Below are 21,485 nucleotides of genomic sequence, written 5' to 3' on the forward strand. Positions count from 1 at the left end.
GCGCCATCGGAGTTTTTAACCGTGTAAGCCGCTTTCTCGCTGCGAGCCAATTTGTAATCACACACCACGCCCGCGCGAGGCCGCACTTCCGACCCATTGCGTCTTGCTGGCCCCGGATCATTCGGGGTTCGTGCTCTTTTCCGCTGGTCGGAAAGACGCAGTTGCGCTTGCACCAACTACCGCCACTGGCTGGCATCCACCACGGAATAGATCAATGATGAAATCCTTACGCCAGGAATGGCTATCCAATGTCCGAAACGATTTATTAGCGGGGATCGTCGTCGCGCTAGCCCTCATTCCCGAAGCCATCGCTTTCTCGATCATCGCGGGCGTTGATCCGAAGGTCGGGCTGTATGCTTCCTTTTGTATCGCGACCGTCATTGCCTTTGCTGGTGGTCGCCCCGGCATGGTGTCAGCCGCGACAGGCGCGATGGCACTGGTGATGGTCACGCTGGTCAAAGACCACGGCCTGCAATACTTGCTGGCGGCGACCTTGCTGACCGGTGTGCTGCAAATTCTTGCGGGCTGGCTCAAGCTTGGCGCACTTATGCGCTTCGTCTCGCGCTCGGTCATCACCGGCTTCGTCAATGCACTGGCGATCCTGATTTTCATGGCCCAATTGCCGGAACTGACGAATGTGAGCTGGCACGTCTACGCCATGACGGCAGCCGGTCTGGGCATCATCTATGGCTTCCCCTACATCACCAAAGCCGTACCGTCACCACTGGTGACCATCGTGGTGCTGACGGGTGTCGCCATCTTTCTTGGCCTCGACGTGCGCACTGTGGGCGATATGGGGAAACTGCCTGACAGTCTGCCGCTGTTCCTGTTGCCGGATGTGCCGCTCAATCTGGAAACGCTGGCGATCATTTTCCCGATATCGGCCACTTTGGCTGTGGTGGGCTTGCTCGAATCCATGATGACGGCTTCCATTGTTGATGACCTGACCGACACCAACAGCAACAAGAACCGGGAATGCGTCGGCCAGGGCATCGCCAATATCGTGTCCGGATTTCTTGGCGGCATGGCGGGCTGCGCAATGATCGGCCAGTCGGTCATCAACGTGAAATCGGGTGGCCGTGGCCGACTCTCGACATTGACTGCTGGCGTGTTTCTCCTGCTGATGGTGGTATTCATGGGTAACTGGGTGGCCCGCATCCCGATGGCCGCGCTGGTCGCCGTCATGATCATGGTATCGATAGGCACCTTCAACTGGGCCTCGATCCGCAACCTGCGCGATCACCCGAAAAGCTCCAGTGTGGTGATGGTCGCTACGGTGGTTGTGGTGGTCGCCACGCATGATCTGGCCAAGGGTGTGCTGGTCGGCGTTCTGCTCTCCGGTTTCTTCTTCGCCCACAAGGTCGGGCAAATCCTGCGTGTCAAATCAGTCACCGCAGAGGAAGGACGTGTACGCATCTACACCATCACGGGCCAAGTGTTTTTTGCTTCGGCTGAACGTTTCGTCTATGCCTTCGACTACAAGGAAGTGATCGAGAAAGTACGCATCGACGTGAGCCGCGCCCACTTCTGGGACATCACTGCCGTCAGCGCCCTGGACAAGGTTGTCATCAAGTTTCGGCGTGAGGGTAGCGCGGTGGAAGTCATCGGGTTGAACGAGGCCAGCGCCACGATAGTGGACAAGTTTGCCGTACATGACAAAGAGGGTGCCGAAGACATCTTGATGGGTCACTGAGAGGAGACAAGATCATGAAAAACGAAAACAAAGTATTGGCCTGCGTCGATCGATCCCGCTTCGCCGACTACGTGGCCCGCACCAGGCATTCGCGCGAACAAGGCCGACTCTAAACTTATTACTTCGCTGACACGATGACCTGAACGGTCAGTTGCAACGCCGATTCATACACCTGGTCGATGGCCATCGATGGCGATGGTGGCGCGGGGTTCACTCTGCCGAGACGGGTGCCCGCGCCTTGTTGCAAACGCGAGGCCGTCACCAGTTGATCCTGGCTGCCGCTGCCACGTATGGCGATGCCGATGAACCGACCGGCCGCATCGAATACCGGACCACCGCGTGGTCCCGGCGGCAAGTCGAACCCCAAATGCCGCTGCACGCCATTGCCCATCGTTGCACCGGAAAATCCGACATGCATCACTGGCCAGGCCGGATTCGCATTGCCGGATGGAGAATATTCAGCGGTGTAGGCCACGCTCCCCGGAAACGGGTCTTTCGGGGCGATTGCCAACTCGGTATTGCGCGACAGCGGGCTGGCCAGACGCAGGATCGCCACTCCCTCGGCAGCGTTGTACCGTTCGACTGTGGCGCGCGTCGTTATTCCCACGCCATTACGGAGCCATACTCGCGCCGATCGCGGCACTGCAGACATGGGTACCAATGCCCGCGTGCCTTGATCGATCAGCACGCCGCTACCCACCACGCGTGCGGTAGCAGGCAAATTCGGTGCACTGGCATAGGGAGCAAAGCGCGTCGGCGGCGCCATCAACTGCGACGATGCGATCGGCAACGCGGCACGTAGTTGCCGGCGCGTTGCCTCGACGACCGGATTGCGGGTGACAGGCGCGTCGGTCTCCGCCAGCAGCCGCGCAGCAATCGCGCGTTGCCCGCCCAGGTGCAATAGCCAGGCGTACAGGGCCGCGCCCTCGGGTTCGTCGAGATGTGCGCCCGCCGTATGCGCCGCAAATACCAGCGCGCGGCGGTACTCGCCGGCCTGCATGGTAGTGCGCACCAGTCCCATCTCCGCGTCGGACGCGTGCAGGATCAGCGCGGCACGCTCGAACGCCTGCGCGGCATCGTCGGTCTTGCCGAGGGCGAGGGCGGCCTCGCCACGCTTGAGCAACGCGGTGCGCTCTTGTTGTCGTGGTGCCGGTGCGACTGCGCCTGCAACAGAAACATGCCGGTCTGCCAGAAGCGCTGTGCCTGGCGGCGTGCTGCGGTGGTCGGCTGCCATTGTGCTGCTGGCGATTGCAGCGATGATGAAAAAAGCCGGTAGTACACGGCCAGAAACTGGATGCATGATGTCGTCAACTACAAAAAGCCCCATGACGCAGCGTCAGAGGACTGTCGGAAAACGCCGGTGATCCGGCTAGTCGTCGACGTGTATCGCGCAGTGCGTCGGTGCGGACCACGTCGACGGTGGCTGACTTACGGGTTGACTGCGGCACCGGTCGGGCAGGTCGTGCTGCTGCCGACCCGGCTGATGCGTGGCGTGCCGCCGTCATTGGCCACGGTCGCCGGGTTGTACGGCGATTTCGGTGCCTTGTACTGGGACATCAGCGCCACCAGCGCGTCGATATCCTGAGAGCCACCGAGCCGGCTCGACCCTTTCAGGAACGTCGAATAACCGTCGCCGCCATCGGCCATGAAGTTATTGACCGTCACGCGATAGGTCTTGGCCGGATTGACGACCACGCCGTTGGTGTCGACGATGGTGTCGGTGCTGCCGGCAGCCGTCAGCGTGACGGAACTGATGCGCGAATCGCAGGCTTTGGCGCCGTCCCACAGGTATTTGAAACCAGCCGACGGCAGCATGAACCGGGTAGCTGTCGCAGACTGTCCGCGACAACCGGCAAACTGCTCTTCCAGTACGTTCTTCAAGTCTTGCGCGGTCAGGGTCAAGGTCACCAGGCTGTTGCCGAATGGCTGGACAGTAAAGCCTTCGCCGTAGGTGACATTGCCGTCGCCTTCATTGACGCTGCTTTGTGCAAACAGAAAGCCCGGACTGCGCACGCCGCCACCGTTCATGAACGCCACGCTGGCCTGCGTCGCTGCGAGTTCGGCGTCGGCGATGAGATTGCCGGCCGGCATATTGCAGGCACCATCGGTCCGGCTATTGGGAAGTTGCGTCGAAATCGAACCGATTACCGTATTGGCCACCGGCGACACCAATCCCTTGTAAGCGCTGACGATTTTTGCAACGACTTCGTCAGCTTTGACCGCGGGGTCGTCACGCACCACCAGACGGTTGGTGGCCGTTACTGCCGTGATGTTACGGGCGACCGGGTCGATGGTCACGTCGATGTCGGTCAGCACCCGGCCAAATGCGCTCGAACTGGTCACCGAAATAGCGCGCCCTTTGGCGTTCGGCAATTTGCAGTTGTATGCCGCATGGGTATGGCCGCTGATCACCAGCGCAACGGCATCGTCCAGCTGCGCGACGATGGCCGCGATGGGAGAGCCGGCAAGATTGCCATCGCAGCCATTGATGTCGGCCAGTGCCCCGGTCTGAAACCCGCCTTCATGCACCAGCACCACGATCGATGCGATGCCCTGCGCACGCAGTTCCGGAATCAACGCATTCACGGTTTGCGCCTCGTCCCTGAACTCCAGACCCGCCACGCCAGTCGGCGTGACAATTGTGGGCGTGGCTTTCAGGGTCATGCCGATGAAGGCGACCTTCACATTGTTGAAAGTCTTGATGCCGTAGGCCGGCAGCAGCGGTTTGCCGGTGGCAGTGGTAATCACGTTGGCCGACAGCCACTTGAATTTCGCACCTTCGAACGGCACCGGCGTGCCGACCGCCGCACCTTTGCAGCTGTTGGGATCGGGCTGGCCATTGGTGATCTTGCAACCGCCATTTTGCAGGCGCAGCAACTCGGCAGACCCCTTGTCAAATTCGTGATTGCCGACTGCGTTGAACTCGACGCCGATACGGTTGAGCGTTTCGATCGAGGGCTCGTCGAAAAACGATGCCGAGATCAATGGGCTTGCACCGATAAAGTCACCGGCACCGACCACGATATTGCGGGCATTCTGGCTCTTGAGCCTGGCCACATGTGCGGCGAGGAATTCAGCGCCGCCAACGGGTGGTCGGCTTGCTGCGGGTACGGCCAGATTGACGCCGAAGGTGCCGGGCGATTCGAGGTTGCCATGGTAGTCGTTGAGGGCAATGATCTTGGCAGTGAACGGCTCGGCCGACACGCCGACATTGCTGCTGCAGGCGGCCAGTGCTACAACCGACAGGGAAACACAAAGGGGCAGATAGATTTTCATGCGATGTCTTTCTCGGGAGACCGGAGGGAACCTCCGTTGGACTGTGCCTCAACATAGCGAAAAAACATGACGCGGCGATGACGATGCCATCAGGGGCTGCACGACAAAGTAAAGACGGCATGCCTTTCGGGCGTGTCCTGAACCGGATGGGGCAACGGAGCCGGGACCGGCAAGCGCATGCTGTGCCAATCCCGACTTAGCCTCACTCTGCAATATGTAAAACCGGCACCGCTCCCGTCAACCAGACGCCGTTGTCCGCCTGAAAAAATCGGAAGCCCTGTTCGTGCATCAGCATGGCCTTCACCCTCAGCACAACCGCTTTCCCATGTCGCTGCCCGACAGCCAGCGCAGTGGATTCGTCCTGCGACAAATGCACATAGTGCCGCGCGCCGGGCCGCAATCCGTCCTTGCGTATGGCATCGAGGAAACGCGTCGCCGTGCCGTGGTAAAGAAATTCTGGCGGTACTTGCTCAATGAAGTCGATATCCACGCTCACGGCGGAATGCCCCTGCACGGCACGTATGCGCAGCCCGTCAGGAGAAATGGCGAAGCGCTTCTTGTCGCTGGTTGCCACGACCGCCTGTATCACATCGCGGTCGAGACGCTGGCCATCCCTTGCTGCAGCGAGGAGTAACGCGTCGATATCGGTCCATCCCTCAAGGTCGAGTGTGATGCCGATAGCGTCGGGCTGATGGCGCAAGACAAAGCTTAAGAATTTACTGATCGCGGTGTGTTTTTTATGCATGATGGCGTGATTTGAACATCCTGTCGGGCGCGCACGTCCCGGAAAAATAGTGTTTGTCCGGCACCGTTTGTAACGCGCCAGTCGATGCCATTTATTGCGTCACCGCAAACATTGATCACATGATGGAAATACTTTTTACCCGGCTTTCCAGCGCATCAAGCGCAGCCAGCGCGTCGGCCGTCAGATCCATTCCGGCTGCGGCGGCCACCACCATGGGCGCACTGACACACACACGCAACGCCATCACCGGCAGGCCATCCCGCGCGCCACAGGCGACCGCTTGCCCCAACTGAAAACGGCGCTGCCCGGAATCGCCTGCCATCAACTGCTGGTGAATGGTGCGGGTTTGCGCCGCCGTCAGGTAGCGTCCGTCGAGGCATTTCAACAGCAGCGGAAACACCGTTTGTTCGCGATCCCACACTGGCGCTGTTAGCACTCCGCGCGCGACAGGTGTCACTGGCAACGCCTCCAGATACGAGCTCGCTGCCACACGCCGTCGAATTGCCGCGCCGAACTCACGCAGAATCGCGGTCACCTGCTCATCAGGCAGGGCATGAAACCGGGTCAGTTCCACCATCGCCGCCTGCCAGCGCAACAGCAATCCGAAGTTGGTTGCCACTGGCAGCGACTGACCGCAGCGCCAGGATGAAGGCCAGTCCGCCGCACAGGAATAGGCGCCGACACTCTCCGCAAAGTCGACGTCCCGATAGCGCAAGGCGAGCTCCGACGGCACCAGCAGCGCACCGCAAAACGTCGGTCCGCCAACAAATTTCGAACCGGTGATCGCCACCAGAAAACCCTGCGCCAGATACGCGCGCACTGTTGCTGCCGCCAGCCTGAACTGGCAGGCATCCACCAGTACCGTCACTTGCTGCGGCCAGCGCTGCTGCAATGCCAGTACGGTATCGACACCCGGCACCAGCAGCCCGGTTTTGCTGAGGTCGGTCAGCACCAGCAGCACCGAGCGACCTGCGGCAACGACCTCGCTGACGTGAGCAATGCACTCGGCATCGACCAGCACAGGATCGCGCAACGACCCGTCGGCGGCACGCGCAGACAACGTGATCAGCGCGGGTCGCCATTCATCGAGCGGTACGCCAGCCGGCACCAGCGTGCTGTGGGCGGCGCAGCTGGCGGGGTGTTTTCCTTGCAGCGCAGCGGGCAAACCGCTGCCGGTTTCGGCGGGGGCAATCATGATGATGCAGTCTGGCCGCAACCACTGACCCGCCAGCAAATGCAGGTCGGTGCCGGAGGCTGCCAGCACGACGCTGGCGTCGGGCGTGCCGCACAGGGCGAGCAAATCCCGGCGCAGCCGTTCGGCTTGCGTCGCATACACGAAGGCGGGTGAATGCTGCTGCAGTTGTCTGGCGCACTCGGCATGTAGTGCCTGCGCGGCAGCATGGCCAGCACCGGAAATGATCGATGCCGTCGATGACCCCAGCGCGACCAGTTCGGGGTCCGGAAAAGGCCGGCTGCCGTAGCGCGACCTGCCAGTTTCCGGATCGAGCATCAGCCTGTCATCGCCACCGGCGAGCAGCAGCGACTGTAACGATGGCCAATGCGCGCCCGCCATGGTTCAGTCGCGCAACGTGGTCGTGCGGCTTGTATCGAGCAGCTGGCGGAAGGCATCGAAGACCTTGCGCATCACCGGTTTCTTGTACGGGAACATGCCTTCCGGATCCATGTCATGCACGATCATGGCGTTGTCGACTTCGAAGATCAGCAAGTCGCCGTTGCTGGTTTCGGCGCAATCCATGCCGAGGTAGGGCAAGCCCAGCCGACCGTAAATGTCCTGCATCGCGCTGGCATGACGCACCGCAAATTGCTGGTCGAAGCTGGCCATGCAGGCGGCTTCTTCATCGCGCTTGGGCTGGCTGTCGGTCATCCCGGCATTGAGGTAATGAATCATCCAGTGCGATGAAATCGCGTAGTGGCAAATGAACGGAATGCCATCGATGATGATGATCCGGTATTTGCGGAACTGGCCATCGGCGCTGCGATAGTCGACGAAGCGCGACAGGTAGAAGCGCGCGGCATCGACCTTGTCCAGATAGCTGGCGACCTCGGCGGGCGAACTCAGTTTGTCGAGATTCTGGCCGGCATGCGAGCCGGTCGGACGCACGATGATCGGGAAATCGCCGTCCGGCAGCAGCGGCGTCACGGCAAGGGTGCCATCCGCAATCGCCTGCAACTGCGTTCGGTCGACGCGCACCGTGGCCGGCATTTCCACGCCGGCGATGTCTTGCAGTGCCGCGCAGGCGCCATCGCGTGACAGCACGGCGATGCGCTCGGGGCGATTGATGATCGGGCGCGGCCAATTGGCCAGATCGGTGGTCAGGCGTTTTAGCAGCGGCTGGTTGCGGTCCGATTCGGCGACTGCCACCAGCAGGACATCGTGATCCGGCACGACCGTGGGCCAACCGGAATCGGCCGTCAGGTACAGCAGGTCGAGCGAGACATCCGAATTTTCGATCAGGAATTCCACTGGCGTATTCGCCATCAGGTCGCCCGGACCCATGATGGCCAGCAGGCGTACTCCCGGTCCGGCTTGCCGCGCAGGCAGCGAGTACACCGACTGGATCGCAATCGCTTCGGCCTGGACCGCCAGCGCGTCATTGCGGTCACCGGTCAGTTGCAGCACCGTCGAAAAGTCGAGGTAGGCATGCGCATCGGCCGGATTATCCTGGGCGCGCTGCAATAAATCCTGGCCCTGATGCACCAGGTTTTCGCCAGCGAAGGCACGGCGCATCAGGGGCGCGACGCCGATCAGGGCAGGCAGGAGGAGGGTGTCGGTCATGGTGGAATCAGTCATGGGAAGTGGCACAGCGCGATGCGCCGAACATCAGGGTGGCACGGATCAGCGCATCGACGTCAGCTTCTGTGGTGCGGTGGTTGACGATCGCCGCGCGCAAGACCAGCTGGCCATGGATCGTGGTAACCGACGGCGCTGCGATGCCGGACTCTTGCAGGTCGGCGGCAATATCGGCGTTGACACGGCCAGCGTCGTCACTGCCGCAACGGTAGCGGAAGCAGACGATGTTGAGCGCAACCGGTGCCATGAGTTCCAGCTCCGGTCGTGCTGCGATCTGTTGTTCCAGATAGCGTGCCAGCCGGCAGGTATCCGAAATCATCTGGCCGAGTCGTTCGGCGCCGTATACCGTCAGCGTGAACCAGGTCTTGAGGGCACGGAATCCGCGCGACAGATCGGGACCGAAATCACAGGGCCAAGGCGAAGCCGCCGCCATGCCGCGTTCATCGCGTCGCAAGTAGGCTGCCGGTGACGCAAAGGTGGCGAAATGCTGCGCGCCATCGCGTACCAGAATGAAGCCGGCGTCATACGGCACCTGGCCCCATTTGTGGAAATCGAACGCAATCGAATCGGCCCGCTCGATACCAGCGAGCTGCGGCGCGACATCCTGCGCCAGCATGCCCAGTGCACCGTAAGCGCCATCGACATGAAACCACAGGCGCTCGCGTGCGGCGATATCGGCAATCGCCTCCAGGTCATCGACTGCGCCGACATCGACGGTGCCGGCCGTGCCGGTGATGAAGAACGGTTGCAGTCCTGCCGCGCGGTCGGCCGCAATGGTCTGTTCCAGTACGGCGATGTCCATGGCGAACGAGGCGGTGACCGGGATGCTGCGCAGCGCACTAAAGCCCAGCCCGGCCAGATCCATCGCTTGCGCCACGCAACCATGCGCGGCCTGCGAGGTATAGGCCACCAGCCGGTTGCCGGCTACACCCTGTTCGCGCACGGACGGTCCAAGCGCCCGGGTGCGCGCCACCAGCAGCGCAATCAGGTTCGCCATCGAGGTGCCGGTGACGAACAGGCCGGACGCCGTGTCGGGGAAGCGGAACAGTTCGCGGACCCACTGCAAGACCTGGCGCTCGACCACGATCGGCATCTGGTCGCGTCCGCCCAGATTGGGGTTCAGGCCGGCTGCCAGCAGCTCGGCCATCATCCCCACCGGCGTGCCACCGCCCTGTACCCAGCCAAAAAATCCGGGATGCGTATTGCCCGGACCGTAGGGCAGGACCGATTCCATGAAGCGGGCATGCGCCTGTGCCATCGTGCTTTCGGTCTGCGGTAACGGTACCGTGAAGTGCTCGCGCTGGGCTTGCGGTATCGGTTGCCAGACCGGGCGCTCACGCAAATGTTGCTGATAGTCGAGCATGTCATCGAGCATGCGATGGCTTTGCTGGCGGAAGTCTGTCCAGTTGTCGGGGTCGAGGGTCATGGGGCGCAAGTCAGGATGCAAAGGTGATCGGTAAGATTTTTTAATATGATGCGGCTAGCGCGCGGCGGCGCACCAGCGGAGTAGCTGGCGTTTTCCGGCACTGTTCGTTGATTCGCGCCGGCCCGCCACGGGACGAACCAGCGGGACCAGCGGGACCAACCATCGTCATCAAAGCGGATCGACTGCCACCAGCAGTTTGCCGCGATGGTCGCCGGTAAACAGGCTGTTGAGTGTGGCCGGCAGTTGGTCGAAACCATGCACGATGGTTTCCTCGAACACCAGGCTGCCCGCTTTGACCCACGGTCCCACGATCTTCAGCATCTCGTCCATCCGGTGCGCATAGTCACGTGCCAGCATGCCCTGGATGGTGGCGCGCTGGTACAGCATGTGATGCAGGAAGCGCGGGCCCGATTCGGGTTGATCGAGGCCGCCCGAGTATTGGCTGATGGTGCCGCAAATGATGATGCGGGCACGCAGGTTGATCAGCGGGATCACCGCATCGGTGACCATGCCACCGACATTGTCGAAGTACACATCCACGCCACCAGTCAATGCCTTGATGGTCGCTGCGAGCGCATCGGCGTCGGCATGCGCCTTGTAATCGACAGCCCAGTCCAGCCCGAGCGTGGTGCGCAACCAGTCGCATTTGCTGGCCCCTCCGGCGATACCGAGGACCTTGCAGCCATGCCGCTTGGCGAACTGTGCAACCAGCGAACCCACCGCACCGGCGGCGCCCGAGACCACCACGACTTCACCGGCATGCGGGCGTCCGGATTCGGTCAGGCCAAACCAGGCAGTGCGGCCGGGCATGCCCAGCGCGCCCAGTGCGGTACTCACGGGTGCCAGCGCCGGGTCGAGTTTGCGCAAGACGCTGTGGTGCACCCGCGCATGCGTCTGCCAGCCGAGCATGCCCTCGACCCAGTCGCCGGGTGCCAGGTGCGGTACGCCCGATGCCATGACGCGTCCCACCACACCCGCGGTCTGCACCGTATCGAGTGCATGCGGCAGGGCGTTGTAGGTGGGCCGGGACGACTGATTGATGCGCATGTACGGATCGACACTGAGATAACGCGCCTCCACCAGCACTTCGCCCGCCGACAGGACCGTCGACAGGGACTGCGTACGCAGTGCGTAATGTTCGGGCCCGACGACGCCATCAGGATGGCGCAGATAAATCCATTGCTGGTTGTCGATCGTGGCGGGCAAGACGTGCGTCGCGGCGGTAGGGTGGATGGAGGTGGGCATGAGAAATCTCGGCTAAGGGGAGTTGGAGTTTAGCCGGATATTGCTGGAACACAAATAATCGTCGCCGCACGATGATTCACGACCATGCGATGACGACAGCACCATTCGTCATAGTCGCAGGGAAAATGGCTGTACCGCCGACGGCTCGAACACCACAGCGACAAATTCCAAAGCAGATGAATTGCCGATGATGCGATTGCACGCAATTTTCCGGACGTGCGCGTTGTGGTACGGTTGGCCATTCCGCTAGCTAGCGCAGCGCTTCACTAAAAGGCTTCACGATGGCAATTGGATGGTTATCCGTTTTAAAAATGGTTCCGTGGGTCGATGTCATCAGCAATGCACCCAAGGTGGCGGAGGGTGCAAAAAAGCTGTGGGACTCGGTCGGCAGAAAACAGCATTTACCGAAAGCCGCCAGCACCGCCAAGACCGGCGCCGACGTGGTGGTACCGATTGACAGTCGACTGATGGCGGCCGAGAGTACGCTCGCGTTGCTGCAGGAACAGATGCTGGCCTCGGCCGAACTGATCAAGGAATTGGCCGAGCAAAATCGCCAGTTGGTAGCGCGCGTCGATCTGATGCGTCGGCGCATGGCATGGATCGGTCTGGTGACAGCGCTGCTGGTGGTCGGACTGATCGTGTCGTCAGCGGCCATGCGCGGCGTGGTCGCCTGACGCCTTCGGTGCATCGCCGGTAGCAACCGTGCAGGACATCCCGGTCGGGCAATTCCGACACCGCGCAATGTGCTGAAAATACAGAACCTTCATCAGTGATAGTCCACGACATCACGCGTCGAATTCTTGCTAAAAAAATTACTTAAGAGAAATAGAACGTGATACCTTCAGCTACCGACTGGAGGTAGCTCGCAATAGTTGACCGACCCGTCGCAGATACGCGCATTCGCGCCTTGGCGGGATCGGGTTTCGCCGGGGTTTCAAATACGTGCCACATGGCCTGCAGCGGCCCGAACGTCATCGGGTCGCCGGTTACAATACATGGTGCGATTATGTCCAAACCGAACGACGCAAGACCAGGTTCAGTCGATTCGGATGCCCCGTTCCCGACGAACAAATCACTCCTTCAAAGCCAGATTCTGAAAGCAGATGCGCTGCAACACGCGATCTTCAACAGCGCGCATTTTTCCAGCATCGCCACCGATGAACATGGCGTCATCCAGATTTTCAATGTCGGTGCCGAGCGCATGCTGGGGTATGTGGCCGAGGATGTTGTCAATCGCGTTACACCTGCAGACATATCCGATCCGGATGAACTGATTTGCCGCGCATCCGGCTTGAGCCTGGAGTTTCACACCACCATTGCGCCAGGGTTCGAAGCGCTGGTGTTCAAGGCATCGCGCGGTATCGAGGATATTTACGAACTCACCTACATCCGCAGAGATGGATCGCGCTTTCCCGCTGTCGTTTCGGTGACCGGACTTAGGGATGCGCAGGGAATGTTAATCGGCTACCTGCTCATCGGAACCGACAACACGGCACGCAAGCAGGTCGACGAAGCGCTGTCGGCGAAAAATCTGGAACTCGCGGCCCGTACCGCTGACCTGCAATTTTTTCGCACGGCCATGGATGCCACCGCCGACGCCATCGTACTGATTAGCCGCAACACCATGCGGTTCGTGGAACTCAATGCGACTACCTGCGCGCTGTTGGGTTACTCACGTGCGGAATTGCTGTGTATGGGACCCAACGATATTGTTGTGGGAGCATCTGACGAAATCCAGATCGAATGCGATGCCGTCATCGCCGGCCACGCCGTCTTTGCAGACAAACAAGCCAGTTTGCGTTGCAAGAATGGCGAAAAAATCGATGTGGAGATCTTTCGTCAGACACTGCCATCGGGTGATGACTGGATCATCGTCTGTGTCATGCGTGACATCAGCGAGCGCAAGGCAGCAGAAGAACGCATGTATCGCCTGGCGCATTTTGATCCGCTGACCGGGCTCCCGAACCGGACACTTTTTTACGAGAGCCTGAAACGTACGTTGGCCAGAGCGGCCAAATCCGACTGGATGATTGCCGTGTTTTTCATCGATCTGGATAACTTTAAAAACGTCAATGACACCATGGGACACGATGTCGGCGATGAGCTGCTGCATCAGGTCAGCAACCGGTTGACTGCAAGCATTCGCATCCGGGACACGGTCGGCCGGCTGGGCGGCGACGAATTTGCTTTAATACTGATCATGAAAAAGGGTCAAAACACCGCAGCGCAGGTCGCTACAAAAATCGAGAACACCTTACGTACGCCGTTTCGTTTGAACGGCCATGACGTGCTCGTGTCAGCCAGTATCGGCATCACGCTGTATCCGGACGACGCAACCGATCCGCAGATCCTTCTGCAATACGCCGACACGGCGATGTATCAGGCCAAACAAAGCGGCCGTAATACCTATCGATTTTTTACGGCACAGATGAACGTGGATGCGATTGCACGGCGCGAACTTGAGGTCGCTTTGCGATTCGCTCTCGAACACGACGAATTTGTGCTGCATTACCAGCCAAAAGTCGATCTGGTGTCCGGCAAAATTGAGGGCTTTGAAGCGTTGCTACGCTGGGAGCGGCCAGGGCATGGACTGTTATTCCCGGGCGCTTTTATTCCGGCACTGGAAGAAACCGGACTCATCGTTCTGGTCGGAAAGTGGGTGATTGGAGAGGCATGCCGACAGATAGGGGTCTGGATGCGCGGCGGAATCGGGCCGGTCAGAGTCGCCGTCAATGTCTCTGGACGACAGTTCGTTGAAGGCGACCTCTACGGCAACGTCACCCAGGCGATTCATCGGAATGCAATTCGGTCCGACCTGCTGGAACTGGAGATTACCGAGAGTTCGTTGATGGAGAACACCGAGCTTACTGTCGCAATCCTTCAAAATCTGCGCAAGGCGGGTGTTACGGTCTCGATCGACGACTTCGGGACGGGCTATTCCAGCCTTGCCTATCTGCGCCGCTTTCCCATCAATAAACTCAAGATTGACATGTCATTCATTCGCGATGTGACGAGCAACGTTGATGATGCATCAATCGTGCTGGCAATCATCAGCATGGCGCACAGCCTGCATTTGCAGGTCGTGGCCGAAGGTGTCGAAACGGCCGAGCAGCTACGGTATTTGCGGGAACACGAATGCGATCAGATGCAGGGGTACTACTTCAGCCGACCCGTGCCCGCGACGGGCGTTGAACAAATGCTGTATGACGGCAAGCAATTGCCAGAGCAAGACGAATGCACTCCGGCAGTCTAAGAACAACTTTTAGGCCGATCGGTGCCGATGGCTACCGGCCTGAACCAAGTGCGGAGTCGAGGCGCAGACCGGTGGTCAGGCGCAGGTCGATATGACCCACCGGCAAAGAAGCGGCGATGTGTTGCGCTTGCGCTGGCCCCATTATGCCCAGTGAAATGTAATCGAACCCCTGCACTCGAAACCCGAGGGATGAAGGGTAAAATGTTGCACGCTCTCCTGGCCTGGCTGAGCCCGCGCTTCCGAATGATTCACATCCGGAGCGCACGATGCGTCACGGGGAGTGCACTTTGCCATTGACTGACCGACCACCAGGTCGCCGCGACAAAGAAAACGACAAGCGACGCAGCTTCGACAGAGCGGTCGTGATCGGCATCGCGCTGTTGGTGGCATTGATGCTCTTCACCATCGGGCTTCCTTACCGGAGCACGCGCGCCTTCGAGGAGCAAGCCAATTCGATTTCCCGTACGCACGAAGTCATGGCCCTGACCTCCGGCGTCATGCTGGCGTTATTGGACGCCGAGACCGGACAACGCGGCTTTCTTCTCACCGGCAATGATGAATTCTTGCGACCCTACGACGCTGCCGTCCTTCGGCTGGACGCCATCCTGGCGAAGTTGAAGGAAAAAACCAAAGACAATCCCGCCCAACTTTCCCGTAGCAAGACGTTGGTAGCACTGAGCGCGGCGCGATTGGCCAGCTTGAACCAGGGCGTCGTTCTGCGCCGCCAAAATCCGCAAGAAGCATCAGCGTTCATCGCTGCTGGCAGCGGCAAGCTACAGATGGACGCAATTCGCCAGCATGCGGCCGACATGGAAAAAGTGGAACGCGACTTGCTCGATCTGCGCGAGCGCACCTTTGCCGCAAGCTATCAGGGTATCGTCACGATGACCCTGGCTGCCGGTGCCCTGAGTTTGCTGACGGTTGGGGTGTTGGTGTGGGTGCTGCGGCGTCGCACCTTGCGTCTGCGACTAAGCGAACAATTCAACCGCAGTCTGATGGACGGCACCACCGATTGCGTCAAGGTCCTGGATCTGGATGGACGGCTTCTATACATGAATAATCCGGGCCTTTCTGCAATGGAGATAGGCGACTTCACGTCCATGTACAAGCGCGAGTGGGAGGCACTCTGGCCTGCGGAAGCACAAGCCGATATAGAGCGCTCCGTGACCAGGGCGGCTGGCGGCGAGGTGTCTTCATTTGATGCCTATTGCCCAACCGATAGCGGAACGCCGAAGTGGTGGGCAGTCACTGTGAGCCCTGTCCAGGATGGCGAAGGCGGGCGGGTCGTGCGCGTTCTGTCGGTATCCCGTGACGTTACCGAGCGCAGGCGGGCGGAGGACGCGGTACGCGATAACCAGCTGTTCGCCCGTCAGGTCCTGGACAATCTGATTGCCTTTGTCGGCGTGTTGACGGTGGACGGCACGTTGATCGACCTGAATCGCGCACCATTGGAGGTCGCAGGTATTTCGGCCAGCGATGTGCTCGGGAAAAATTTCTGGGACTGCTACTGGTGGAGTTATTCCACGGATGTGCAGTTGCAACTGCGCGGCGCGTGCGAACGTGCTGCTGCCGGGGAGGTCGTGCGCTACGATGTCCCCGTGCGCATGGCAGCGGAAGCACCACTGTGGATCGATTTTCAGCTGTCACCACTGCGTGATACCGAAGGGCGCATCACGCATCTCATTGCCTCGGGGATGGATATCAGCGAACGTCGTGCCGCGACGACGAAACTGCTGGAAAGCGAAGAGCGCCTGCGCGCAGCGACCGCTGCCGTGAGTGAGCTGATCTGGACCAACAGCTCCGACGGGCTAATGAATGCTGACCAGCCGGGATGGAGTGAGTTCACAGGGCAATCGCCGCAGGAATATCGTGGCTATGGCTGGTCGAACGCTGTTCACCCCGACGATGCTCCGCAGACGATCGTTGCCTGGAATCTGGCGGTGGCCGAGAAGCGTCCCTTCGTGTTCGAGCATCGCGTCCGTCGCCGTGATGGTGCATGGCGGCTCTGTTCGGTCCGTGCGTTGCCGATTTTTAATCCCGACGGCGGCATACGCGAATGGGTCGGTGTCCACGCCGACATCACAGACCGGAAGCGCGACGAAGAAAAGTTACGCCAACTTGCTGCCGATTTGTCCGAAGCTGGACATCGCAAGGACGAGTTCCTGGCGACGCTGGCCCACGAATTGCGCAACCCGATGGCGCCTCTGCTCAACGGCCTGCAACTCATCAAGCTGGCGGGCGGCAACCTCGCGACCATCGAGCGCGTCCGTTCTTTGATGGAACGCCAATTGACACAGATGGTTCGTCTGGTCGATGACTTGATGGACGTCAATCGCATCAGTCAGGGCAAGCTTGAACTGCGCAAGGAACGACTCTCTCTGGCAACAGCACTCGACAGTGCCCTCGAAGCGACCCGCCCGCTGATCGGGCAGATGGATCAGACACTCACGGTCATTTTTCCCGAGGAGCCGCTCATCTTGGATGCCGACATGACCCGTCTGGCACAAGTATTTTTGAACCTGTTGAACAATGCTGCCAAGTACACCGAACGGGGTGGACATATCCAGCTGAACGTCGAGCGTGATGGCAGCGATGCGGTCGTTGTGGTGAAGGACAGCGGCATCGGGATCGCCGCCGAGCAGTTGCCCCGGATTTTCAGGATGTTCGCGCAGGTAGATCAATCGTTGGGCAAGTCGCAGGGCGGCCTGGGCATCGGACTGTCGCTGGTCAAGCGTCTGGTTGACATGCACGGCGGCAGCGTCGAGGCGCGCAGTGATGGGCTGGGGCAGGGCAGCGAGTTCATCGTGCGTTTGCCGCTCATGACCGATGCACAACGACCGCAACTCGCGCGCGCCAGCGACGCGCCGGCAGCCGCGATGCCGTCGCTGCGTATTCTTGTCGTGGACGACAACCGGGATTCTGCGAATAGCATGACGGCGCTGCTGGAGATCATGGGCAATGACATCCGCACGGCTTACGACGGACAAGAGGGTGTGGATATGGCAGAAGCGTATCGGCCAGACGCGATCTTGCTCGATATCGGCTTGCCGAAATTGAACGGCTACGAAGCTTGCCGCCGCATCCGGGAACAGCCCTGGGGCAAGCGCGCCATGCTGATTGCGTTGACCGGATGGGGGCAGGACGAAGATCGCCAACTCAGCCATGAAGCCGGCTTCGATCACCACCTGGTCAAGCCGGTGGATCTGCAGGCACTGATCACCATCCTGGCCGGGGTGAATGCGGCTCCTGCTACCAGTTAATCAGTCCGGACTGACTGGATCAAAAGGCTGACCCATGCTCGCTCCTGCGAACAACTGAAAACCCCCTGACGCCGTTTGCCGACAATCGCGATACTCAGCAGGCGCTCTGCCGTACCTCGACTGGCAAGCGAAAGAACGGTCGAATGAACAGTGCCAGCCAGTTTCCCATCAGCGCAAACACGAACCACATCCAGCCATGCACACTGCCCGAGGCGATACCGCTGAAAAATGCACCGATGTTGCACCCATACGCAAGTCGCGCGCCGTAGCCCAGCAGTAGTCCACCAATGATCGCCGATACATGGTGAACCCCGCGAACGCATTGAAAGGGAGGGAGCGTATCGCTCTATGCCGGGCTGCACTGGCGTGTAGGCACGAGCCGCACTGAAGGACTCGACCATCATCGTGGCGTGCTTTGCTGCGCCACGTGCAACCTGGCGTAGCAAAGCCCGACAGTGGCAGTTTTTTATTCGTTGACGTTGTCCAGCTCGTAGCTGCTACTGCGCCCGCCCGCATCGGACTTCCGCAACACACCGCGCACCAGCAAGTCGCTGATGTCGCGCAATGCCGTGTCCGGCGAGCATTTGGCGATTGCCGCCCACTTGCTGCTGGTGAGCTTGCCGTCGAATCCATCCAGCATCCGGTTGACCAGTTTTATCTGGCGCGTATTGAGTGGCGCAGTGGACCAGCGATGCCAGAAGCGTGTTCTGGCCAGCACGGTATCCAGCGTCTGCTGGGCCTGATCAACGGACCGGTGCAAGGTGGCAAGGAACCAGACCAGCCAGTCGTTAACATCGAGGTTGCCCTTCTGGGTTTTTTCGAGGATGTCGTAATACGCTTTACGTTCACGCTGGATCTGCGCGGATAAGCTGTAGAAACGCTGCGGACTGCCGTCGACACGGGCGAGGAACAGGTCGCCGATTGCACGCGCAATGCGGCCGTTGCCATCGTCGAACGGATGCAGCGTGACAAACCATAAATGCGCAAGGCCGGCCTTGATCAGTGGTGGCAGGGTTGATGTGCTGTTGGCCCAGTCGATGAAACGCTGGGTCTCGACCTCCAGTCGCGCCGAGGGCGGCGCTTCGTAATGCACGCGTTGTCGTCCGACCGGGCCCGAAATGACCTGCATCGCACCGGCCGTATCGTCACGCCAGCCGCCGACCTTGATGCGTGCCAACCCGGAGTATCCAGCCGGAAAAAGCGCTGCGTGCCAGCCGAACAATCGATCGCGGGTGAGCGGTGCGTTGCAGTTCGTGGTCGCATCCAGCACCATGTCCACCACGCCCTCGACATGTCGGTCAAGCGGCGCCAGTGCCCCGATGTCAACGCCAAGGCGACGTGCGATGGATGAGCGCACCGAGGCAACATTGAGCTGCTCGCCTTCGATTTCGCTGGTCTTGACCACGTCGTCGGTCAACGCCAACAAGCTGGCCTCAACCCGTAGCGTCACGCCAACATCGGCAAGTCGACCTGCCAGCCGGCCCTGGGCGTGGCTCACGGCGGCCAATGGCTGCACCAGCGTTGCCAGGTCGTAGCGCCAGGCTGGCCAGTCGCGGGCTTGCCAGATATAAAGGTAATCGTCGCTTTTCATGCGGAGATTATGGGTGGTAATCTCCGCATCGGCAAGACATTCACCGCAGATGTTACGGTGAATGGACCTCTTGTTCGCCGCAGGCTGACGCGTAATCAGCACCAATGACCTCGCCTCGGCTACAGAAGATCTTGCTCAACGATGGCGACAGGGACTTTGTCCATTGCGCAAGCAAACCCCATCTGAAACGGCACCTACCAGCAGATACGGCCCAGTTCCATTATCGTGGCGTTGGACAACTCCGCCGATCGAGAAACAAGTGGTTGCCTTGAACCTTCTTTGCCTGCGTCTTTGCACTGGCTGCAGCAGCAGCGATCTCGTAGTGCGAACTGTAGCGACCAGGCAGTGCCTGTACAGCGCCGAGCGACAGACTGACTAGTTGGAAGAACATGGCGTGGCCCTGACGGTCTTCGCTTGGATATCCTCCGCGTTCTACATCTGCAGGTGAAAAAAACGCAGCAATGGCCTGACTGAATTGAGTCAATATGGCGCCGCACCGCAACTCCCAATCCTCGCTCTGAAACAGAATCATGAAGTCATCGCCGCCAATATGGCCCAAAAAATCGCGATTTGGATCGACGTTATTTTTCAGAATCGCGGCAGTCATCCCGATCACATCATCGCCTTTGCGATAGCCGTACACGTCGTTGAAAGGCTTGAAGTGATCGAGATCGCAATAGCACGCCCAAAATGTGGCGCCACCTTGAATCAGTCGGTCGACGTGCTCGTTGATCGGCACATTTCCTGGTAATTGGGTTAGCGGATTCGCGTAGCGCGCAGCGTTTATCTGCAGCAGCGTCATTTCGCGCATCAGATCATGGCCAGTTCCCATGCCGAGATACCTGCCATGTTCGGTGATGATGAAACCGTTCAGCAAGTGGTGTGGGTCTGCCTGCGCGAGGTTGTAACCCAGTTCCTGCAGCGACGTGCCGCGGTCGACGATGATCGGCGCAGGGTCCATGAACACGGTACAGGATTTTTTTCCATACAGCTCACGCTGAAATGGGCGCGCAAGATGGTCGATCATGTTTAGGCGGGTGACCAGACCAAGCGGCCTGCCGTCATCGACAACCGGGACGATGAGCAAACTTGGCGTCGCCATGAAGATCTCGTACAACGCGTTGTTACAAAGACCAGAGGAGACCGGAGCGACCAGACGCAGCAGCTTGTAGATACTGCTTTTGTCGTCCTGCACTTGCTGCGGATACACCGATACGCCATTGCCACCAAGGGCCTTGATGACTTCGGCCGACAGCGCCACTGCAGGGTTCGCCATTGGCCGGCCCAGATGATAGCCCTGGCCGTATCCTATTTTCAGGTCGCGCAGAACCAGCAACTCGGCTTGCGTTTCTATCCCTTCGCCGATCACCAGCGTACCTGTCTGTTCCGCAATTTGCTGTATCGACCGAACGAACTGAAGCTTCACCGGGTCCTGATTGATTCCCTGAACGAAGTGCATGTCGATCTTGACGTAGTCAGGCCGCAGTTCGGACCACAGCCGCAAGCTGGAAAAACCTTCGCCCAAATCATCAATCGCGATCTGGAATCCCATCTTGCGGTAGTGATTTACCGCTTCGCGCATCAGGTCGTAGTCATAGGTGGGCTGATTCTCTGTCAGCTCGATGATCACGCGGTCCGGCTGGATACCGATATCGCTGATCAGCTGGAGGGTTTCGCCATGACGCACATTGTTGAGTAGCAGGCATTCGGGACTGACATTCAAAAAGAGTTTCCCGGCTAGTTTCAATGCAGCAAACCGCTCAAGAACCACGCGGCGGCACAAGTGTTCGATCTGCAGAGTGAGGTCGTTCGCGCGTGCCACTTTGAACAACGCCAACGGTGAATGAAGCGGACTATCCGATGGGCCACGGATCAGCCCTTCATATCCCATGATTGTCCCGGTGGACAAATTGACGATGGGTTGAAGCAGGGCACTCAGGTGCACATTCGCGATGATGTCGAGCAAATGCGCGCGCATGTCGTCTTCAACGACCGGCATCATCGTAATCGTCGATGCCAATGAGAGCGTTGGGACGGACGTTACCGTCATTTTTGTCGCAGGCTGAGGCATGATTTCTTTCTTGTCGCGGCAATGAAGGCACGTTCATGCGATGCGTCCCGTCGCAGGGTTGCCATGACAAGCTTTGCGTGAATGCTGCACCTAGGAAAGTTTCCGTATTCTAG

General features: G+C 59.7%; 13 protein-coding genes and 1 pseudogene. 4 read left to right on the top strand and 10 right to left on the bottom strand.

Going from position 1 to position 21,485, the window contains the following annotated elements; translation table 11 throughout:
• Positions 1-214: 214 nt before the first annotated feature.
• Entirely contained in the window at positions 215-1,693 is a 1,479-nt protein-coding gene (locus tag ABD720_RS00660; protein ID WP_344761259.1) for a SulP family inorganic anion transporter, read from the top strand.
• Positions 1,694-1,811: 118 nt separating this feature from the next.
• Here the strand turns inward: ABD720_RS00660 and ABD720_RS00665 are convergent, their stop codons facing one another.
• From ABD720_RS00665 to ABD720_RS00695, 7 genes are all read right to left on the bottom strand, one after another.
• Complete coding sequence (locus ABD720_RS00665) at positions 1,812-2,993, bottom strand: trypsin-like peptidase domain-containing protein (RefSeq protein WP_344761260.1); 1,182 nt, start codon at positions 2,991-2,993, stop codon at positions 1,812-1,814.
• Positions 2,994-3,121: 128 nt separating this feature from the next.
• Positions 3,122-4,969 (bottom strand): bifunctional metallophosphatase/5'-nucleotidase, encoded by a 1,848-nt coding sequence (locus ABD720_RS00670; RefSeq protein WP_344761262.1) that lies wholly within the window; start codon positions 4,967-4,969, stop codon positions 3,122-3,124.
• Between the two features lie 202 nt (positions 4,970-5,171).
• On the bottom strand, positions 5,172-5,714 hold the full coding sequence (locus ABD720_RS00675; RefSeq protein ID WP_344761264.1) for an RNA 2'-phosphotransferase: 543 nt from the start codon (positions 5,712-5,714) through the stop codon (positions 5,172-5,174).
• A gap of 115 nt (positions 5,715-5,829) precedes the next feature.
• Positions 5,830-7,287, bottom strand: coding sequence for a hypothetical protein (locus ABD720_RS00680; RefSeq protein WP_344761265.1), 1,458 nt, complete (start codon positions 7,285-7,287; stop codon positions 5,830-5,832).
• A gap of 3 nt (positions 7,288-7,290) precedes the next feature.
• On the bottom strand, positions 7,291-8,511 hold the full coding sequence (locus tag ABD720_RS00685; RefSeq protein WP_344761267.1) for an ATP-grasp domain-containing protein: 1,221 nt from the start codon (positions 8,509-8,511) through the stop codon (positions 7,291-7,293).
• A gap of 7 nt (positions 8,512-8,518) precedes the next feature.
• On the bottom strand, positions 8,519-9,952 hold the full coding sequence (locus ABD720_RS00690; protein WP_344761268.1) for a pyridoxal phosphate-dependent decarboxylase family protein: 1,434 nt from the start codon (positions 9,950-9,952) through the stop codon (positions 8,519-8,521).
• A gap of 168 nt (positions 9,953-10,120) precedes the next feature.
• The gene (locus ABD720_RS00695) at positions 10,121-11,197 is read right to left on the bottom strand and encodes an NADP-dependent oxidoreductase (RefSeq protein WP_344761269.1); all 1,077 of its coding nucleotides are present in this window, start codon (positions 11,195-11,197) and stop codon (positions 10,121-10,123) included.
• A 281-nt stretch (positions 11,198-11,478) separates the two neighbouring features.
• On the opposite strand from ABD720_RS00695, the gene ABD720_RS00700 reads away from it, so the two are divergent.
• From ABD720_RS00700 to ABD720_RS00710, 3 genes are all read left to right on the top strand, one after another.
• The gene (locus tag ABD720_RS00700; RefSeq protein ID WP_344761270.1) at positions 11,479-11,871 is read left to right on the top strand and encodes a hypothetical protein; all 393 of its coding nucleotides are present in this window, start codon (positions 11,479-11,481) and stop codon (positions 11,869-11,871) included.
• 332 nt (positions 11,872-12,203) lie between these two features.
• Positions 12,204-14,450: a putative bifunctional diguanylate cyclase/phosphodiesterase gene (locus ABD720_RS00705; protein WP_344761272.1), complete on the top strand. Its 2,247-nt coding sequence runs from the start codon at positions 12,204-12,206 to the stop codon at positions 14,448-14,450.
• Between the two features lie 287 nt (positions 14,451-14,737).
• Positions 14,738-17,710, top strand: coding sequence for a PAS domain-containing protein (locus tag ABD720_RS00710; RefSeq protein WP_344761274.1), 2,973 nt, complete (start codon positions 14,738-14,740; stop codon positions 17,708-17,710).
• A gap of 94 nt (positions 17,711-17,804) precedes the next feature.
• Here the strand turns inward: ABD720_RS00710 and ABD720_RS00715 are convergent.
• The 3 genes and pseudogenes from ABD720_RS00715 to ABD720_RS00725 form a co-directional block, all read right to left on the bottom strand.
• A pseudogene (locus ABD720_RS00715) lies at positions 17,805-18,011 on the bottom strand (YeeE/YedE thiosulfate transporter family protein); the annotation flags it as partial.
• A gap of 165 nt (positions 18,012-18,176) precedes the next feature.
• Complete coding sequence (locus tag ABD720_RS00720; protein ID WP_344761276.1) at positions 18,177-19,301, bottom strand: Fic family protein; 1,125 nt, start codon at positions 19,299-19,301, stop codon at positions 18,177-18,179.
• Positions 19,302-19,521: 220 nt separating this feature from the next.
• Positions 19,522-21,279 (bottom strand): GGDEF domain-containing protein, encoded by a 1,758-nt coding sequence (locus ABD720_RS00725; protein WP_344761411.1) that lies wholly within the window; start codon positions 21,277-21,279, stop codon positions 19,522-19,524.
• Positions 21,280-21,485 lie beyond the last annotated feature (206 nt).

The organism is Actimicrobium antarcticum, assembly GCF_039536745.1.
GTDB lineage: Bacteria > Pseudomonadota > Gammaproteobacteria > Burkholderiales > Burkholderiaceae_D > Actimicrobium > Actimicrobium antarcticum.

What these genes read in the sequence shown, in the direction of transcription:
- ABD720_RS00695 (WP_344761269.1), bottom strand. Translation starts at nt 11,197, where the DNA reads ATGCCCACCTCCATCCACCCTACCGCCGCGACGCACGTCTTGCCCGCC.
- ABD720_RS00660 (WP_344761259.1), top strand. Translation starts at nt 215, where the DNA reads ATGATGAAATCCTTACGCCAGGAATGGCTATCCAATGTCCGAAACGAT.
- ABD720_RS00665 (WP_344761260.1), bottom strand. Translation starts at nt 2,993, where the DNA reads ATGCATCCAGTTTCTGGCCGTGTACTACCGGCTTTTTTCATCATCGCT.
- ABD720_RS00675 (WP_344761264.1), bottom strand. Translation starts at nt 5,714, where the DNA reads ATGCATAAAAAACACACCGCGATCAGTAAATTCTTAAGCTTTGTCTTG.
- ABD720_RS00670 (WP_344761262.1), bottom strand. Translation starts at nt 4,969, where the DNA reads ATGAAAATCTATCTGCCCCTTTGTGTTTCCCTGTCGGTTGTAGCACTG.
- ABD720_RS00725 (WP_344761411.1), bottom strand. Translation starts at nt 21,279, where the DNA reads ATGCGCGCGCATTTGCTCGACATCATCGCGAATGTGCACCTGAGTGCC.
- ABD720_RS00700 (WP_344761270.1), top strand. Translation starts at nt 11,479, where the DNA reads ATGGCAATTGGATGGTTATCCGTTTTAAAAATGGTTCCGTGGGTCGAT.
- ABD720_RS00720 (WP_344761276.1), bottom strand. Translation starts at nt 19,301, where the DNA reads ATGAAAAGCGACGATTACCTTTATATCTGGCAAGCCCGCGACTGGCCA.
- ABD720_RS00685 (WP_344761267.1), bottom strand. Translation starts at nt 8,511, where the DNA reads ATGACCGACACCCTCCTCCTGCCTGCCCTGATCGGCGTCGCGCCCCTG.
- ABD720_RS00690 (WP_344761268.1), bottom strand. Translation starts at nt 9,952, where the DNA reads ATGACCCTCGACCCCGACAACTGGACAGACTTCCGCCAGCAAAGCCAT.
- ABD720_RS00680 (WP_344761265.1), bottom strand. Translation starts at nt 7,287, where the DNA reads ATGGCGGGCGCGCATTGGCCATCGTTACAGTCGCTGCTGCTCGCCGGT.
- ABD720_RS00705 (WP_344761272.1), top strand. Translation starts at nt 12,204, where the DNA reads ATGTCCAAACCGAACGACGCAAGACCAGGTTCAGTCGATTCGGATGCC.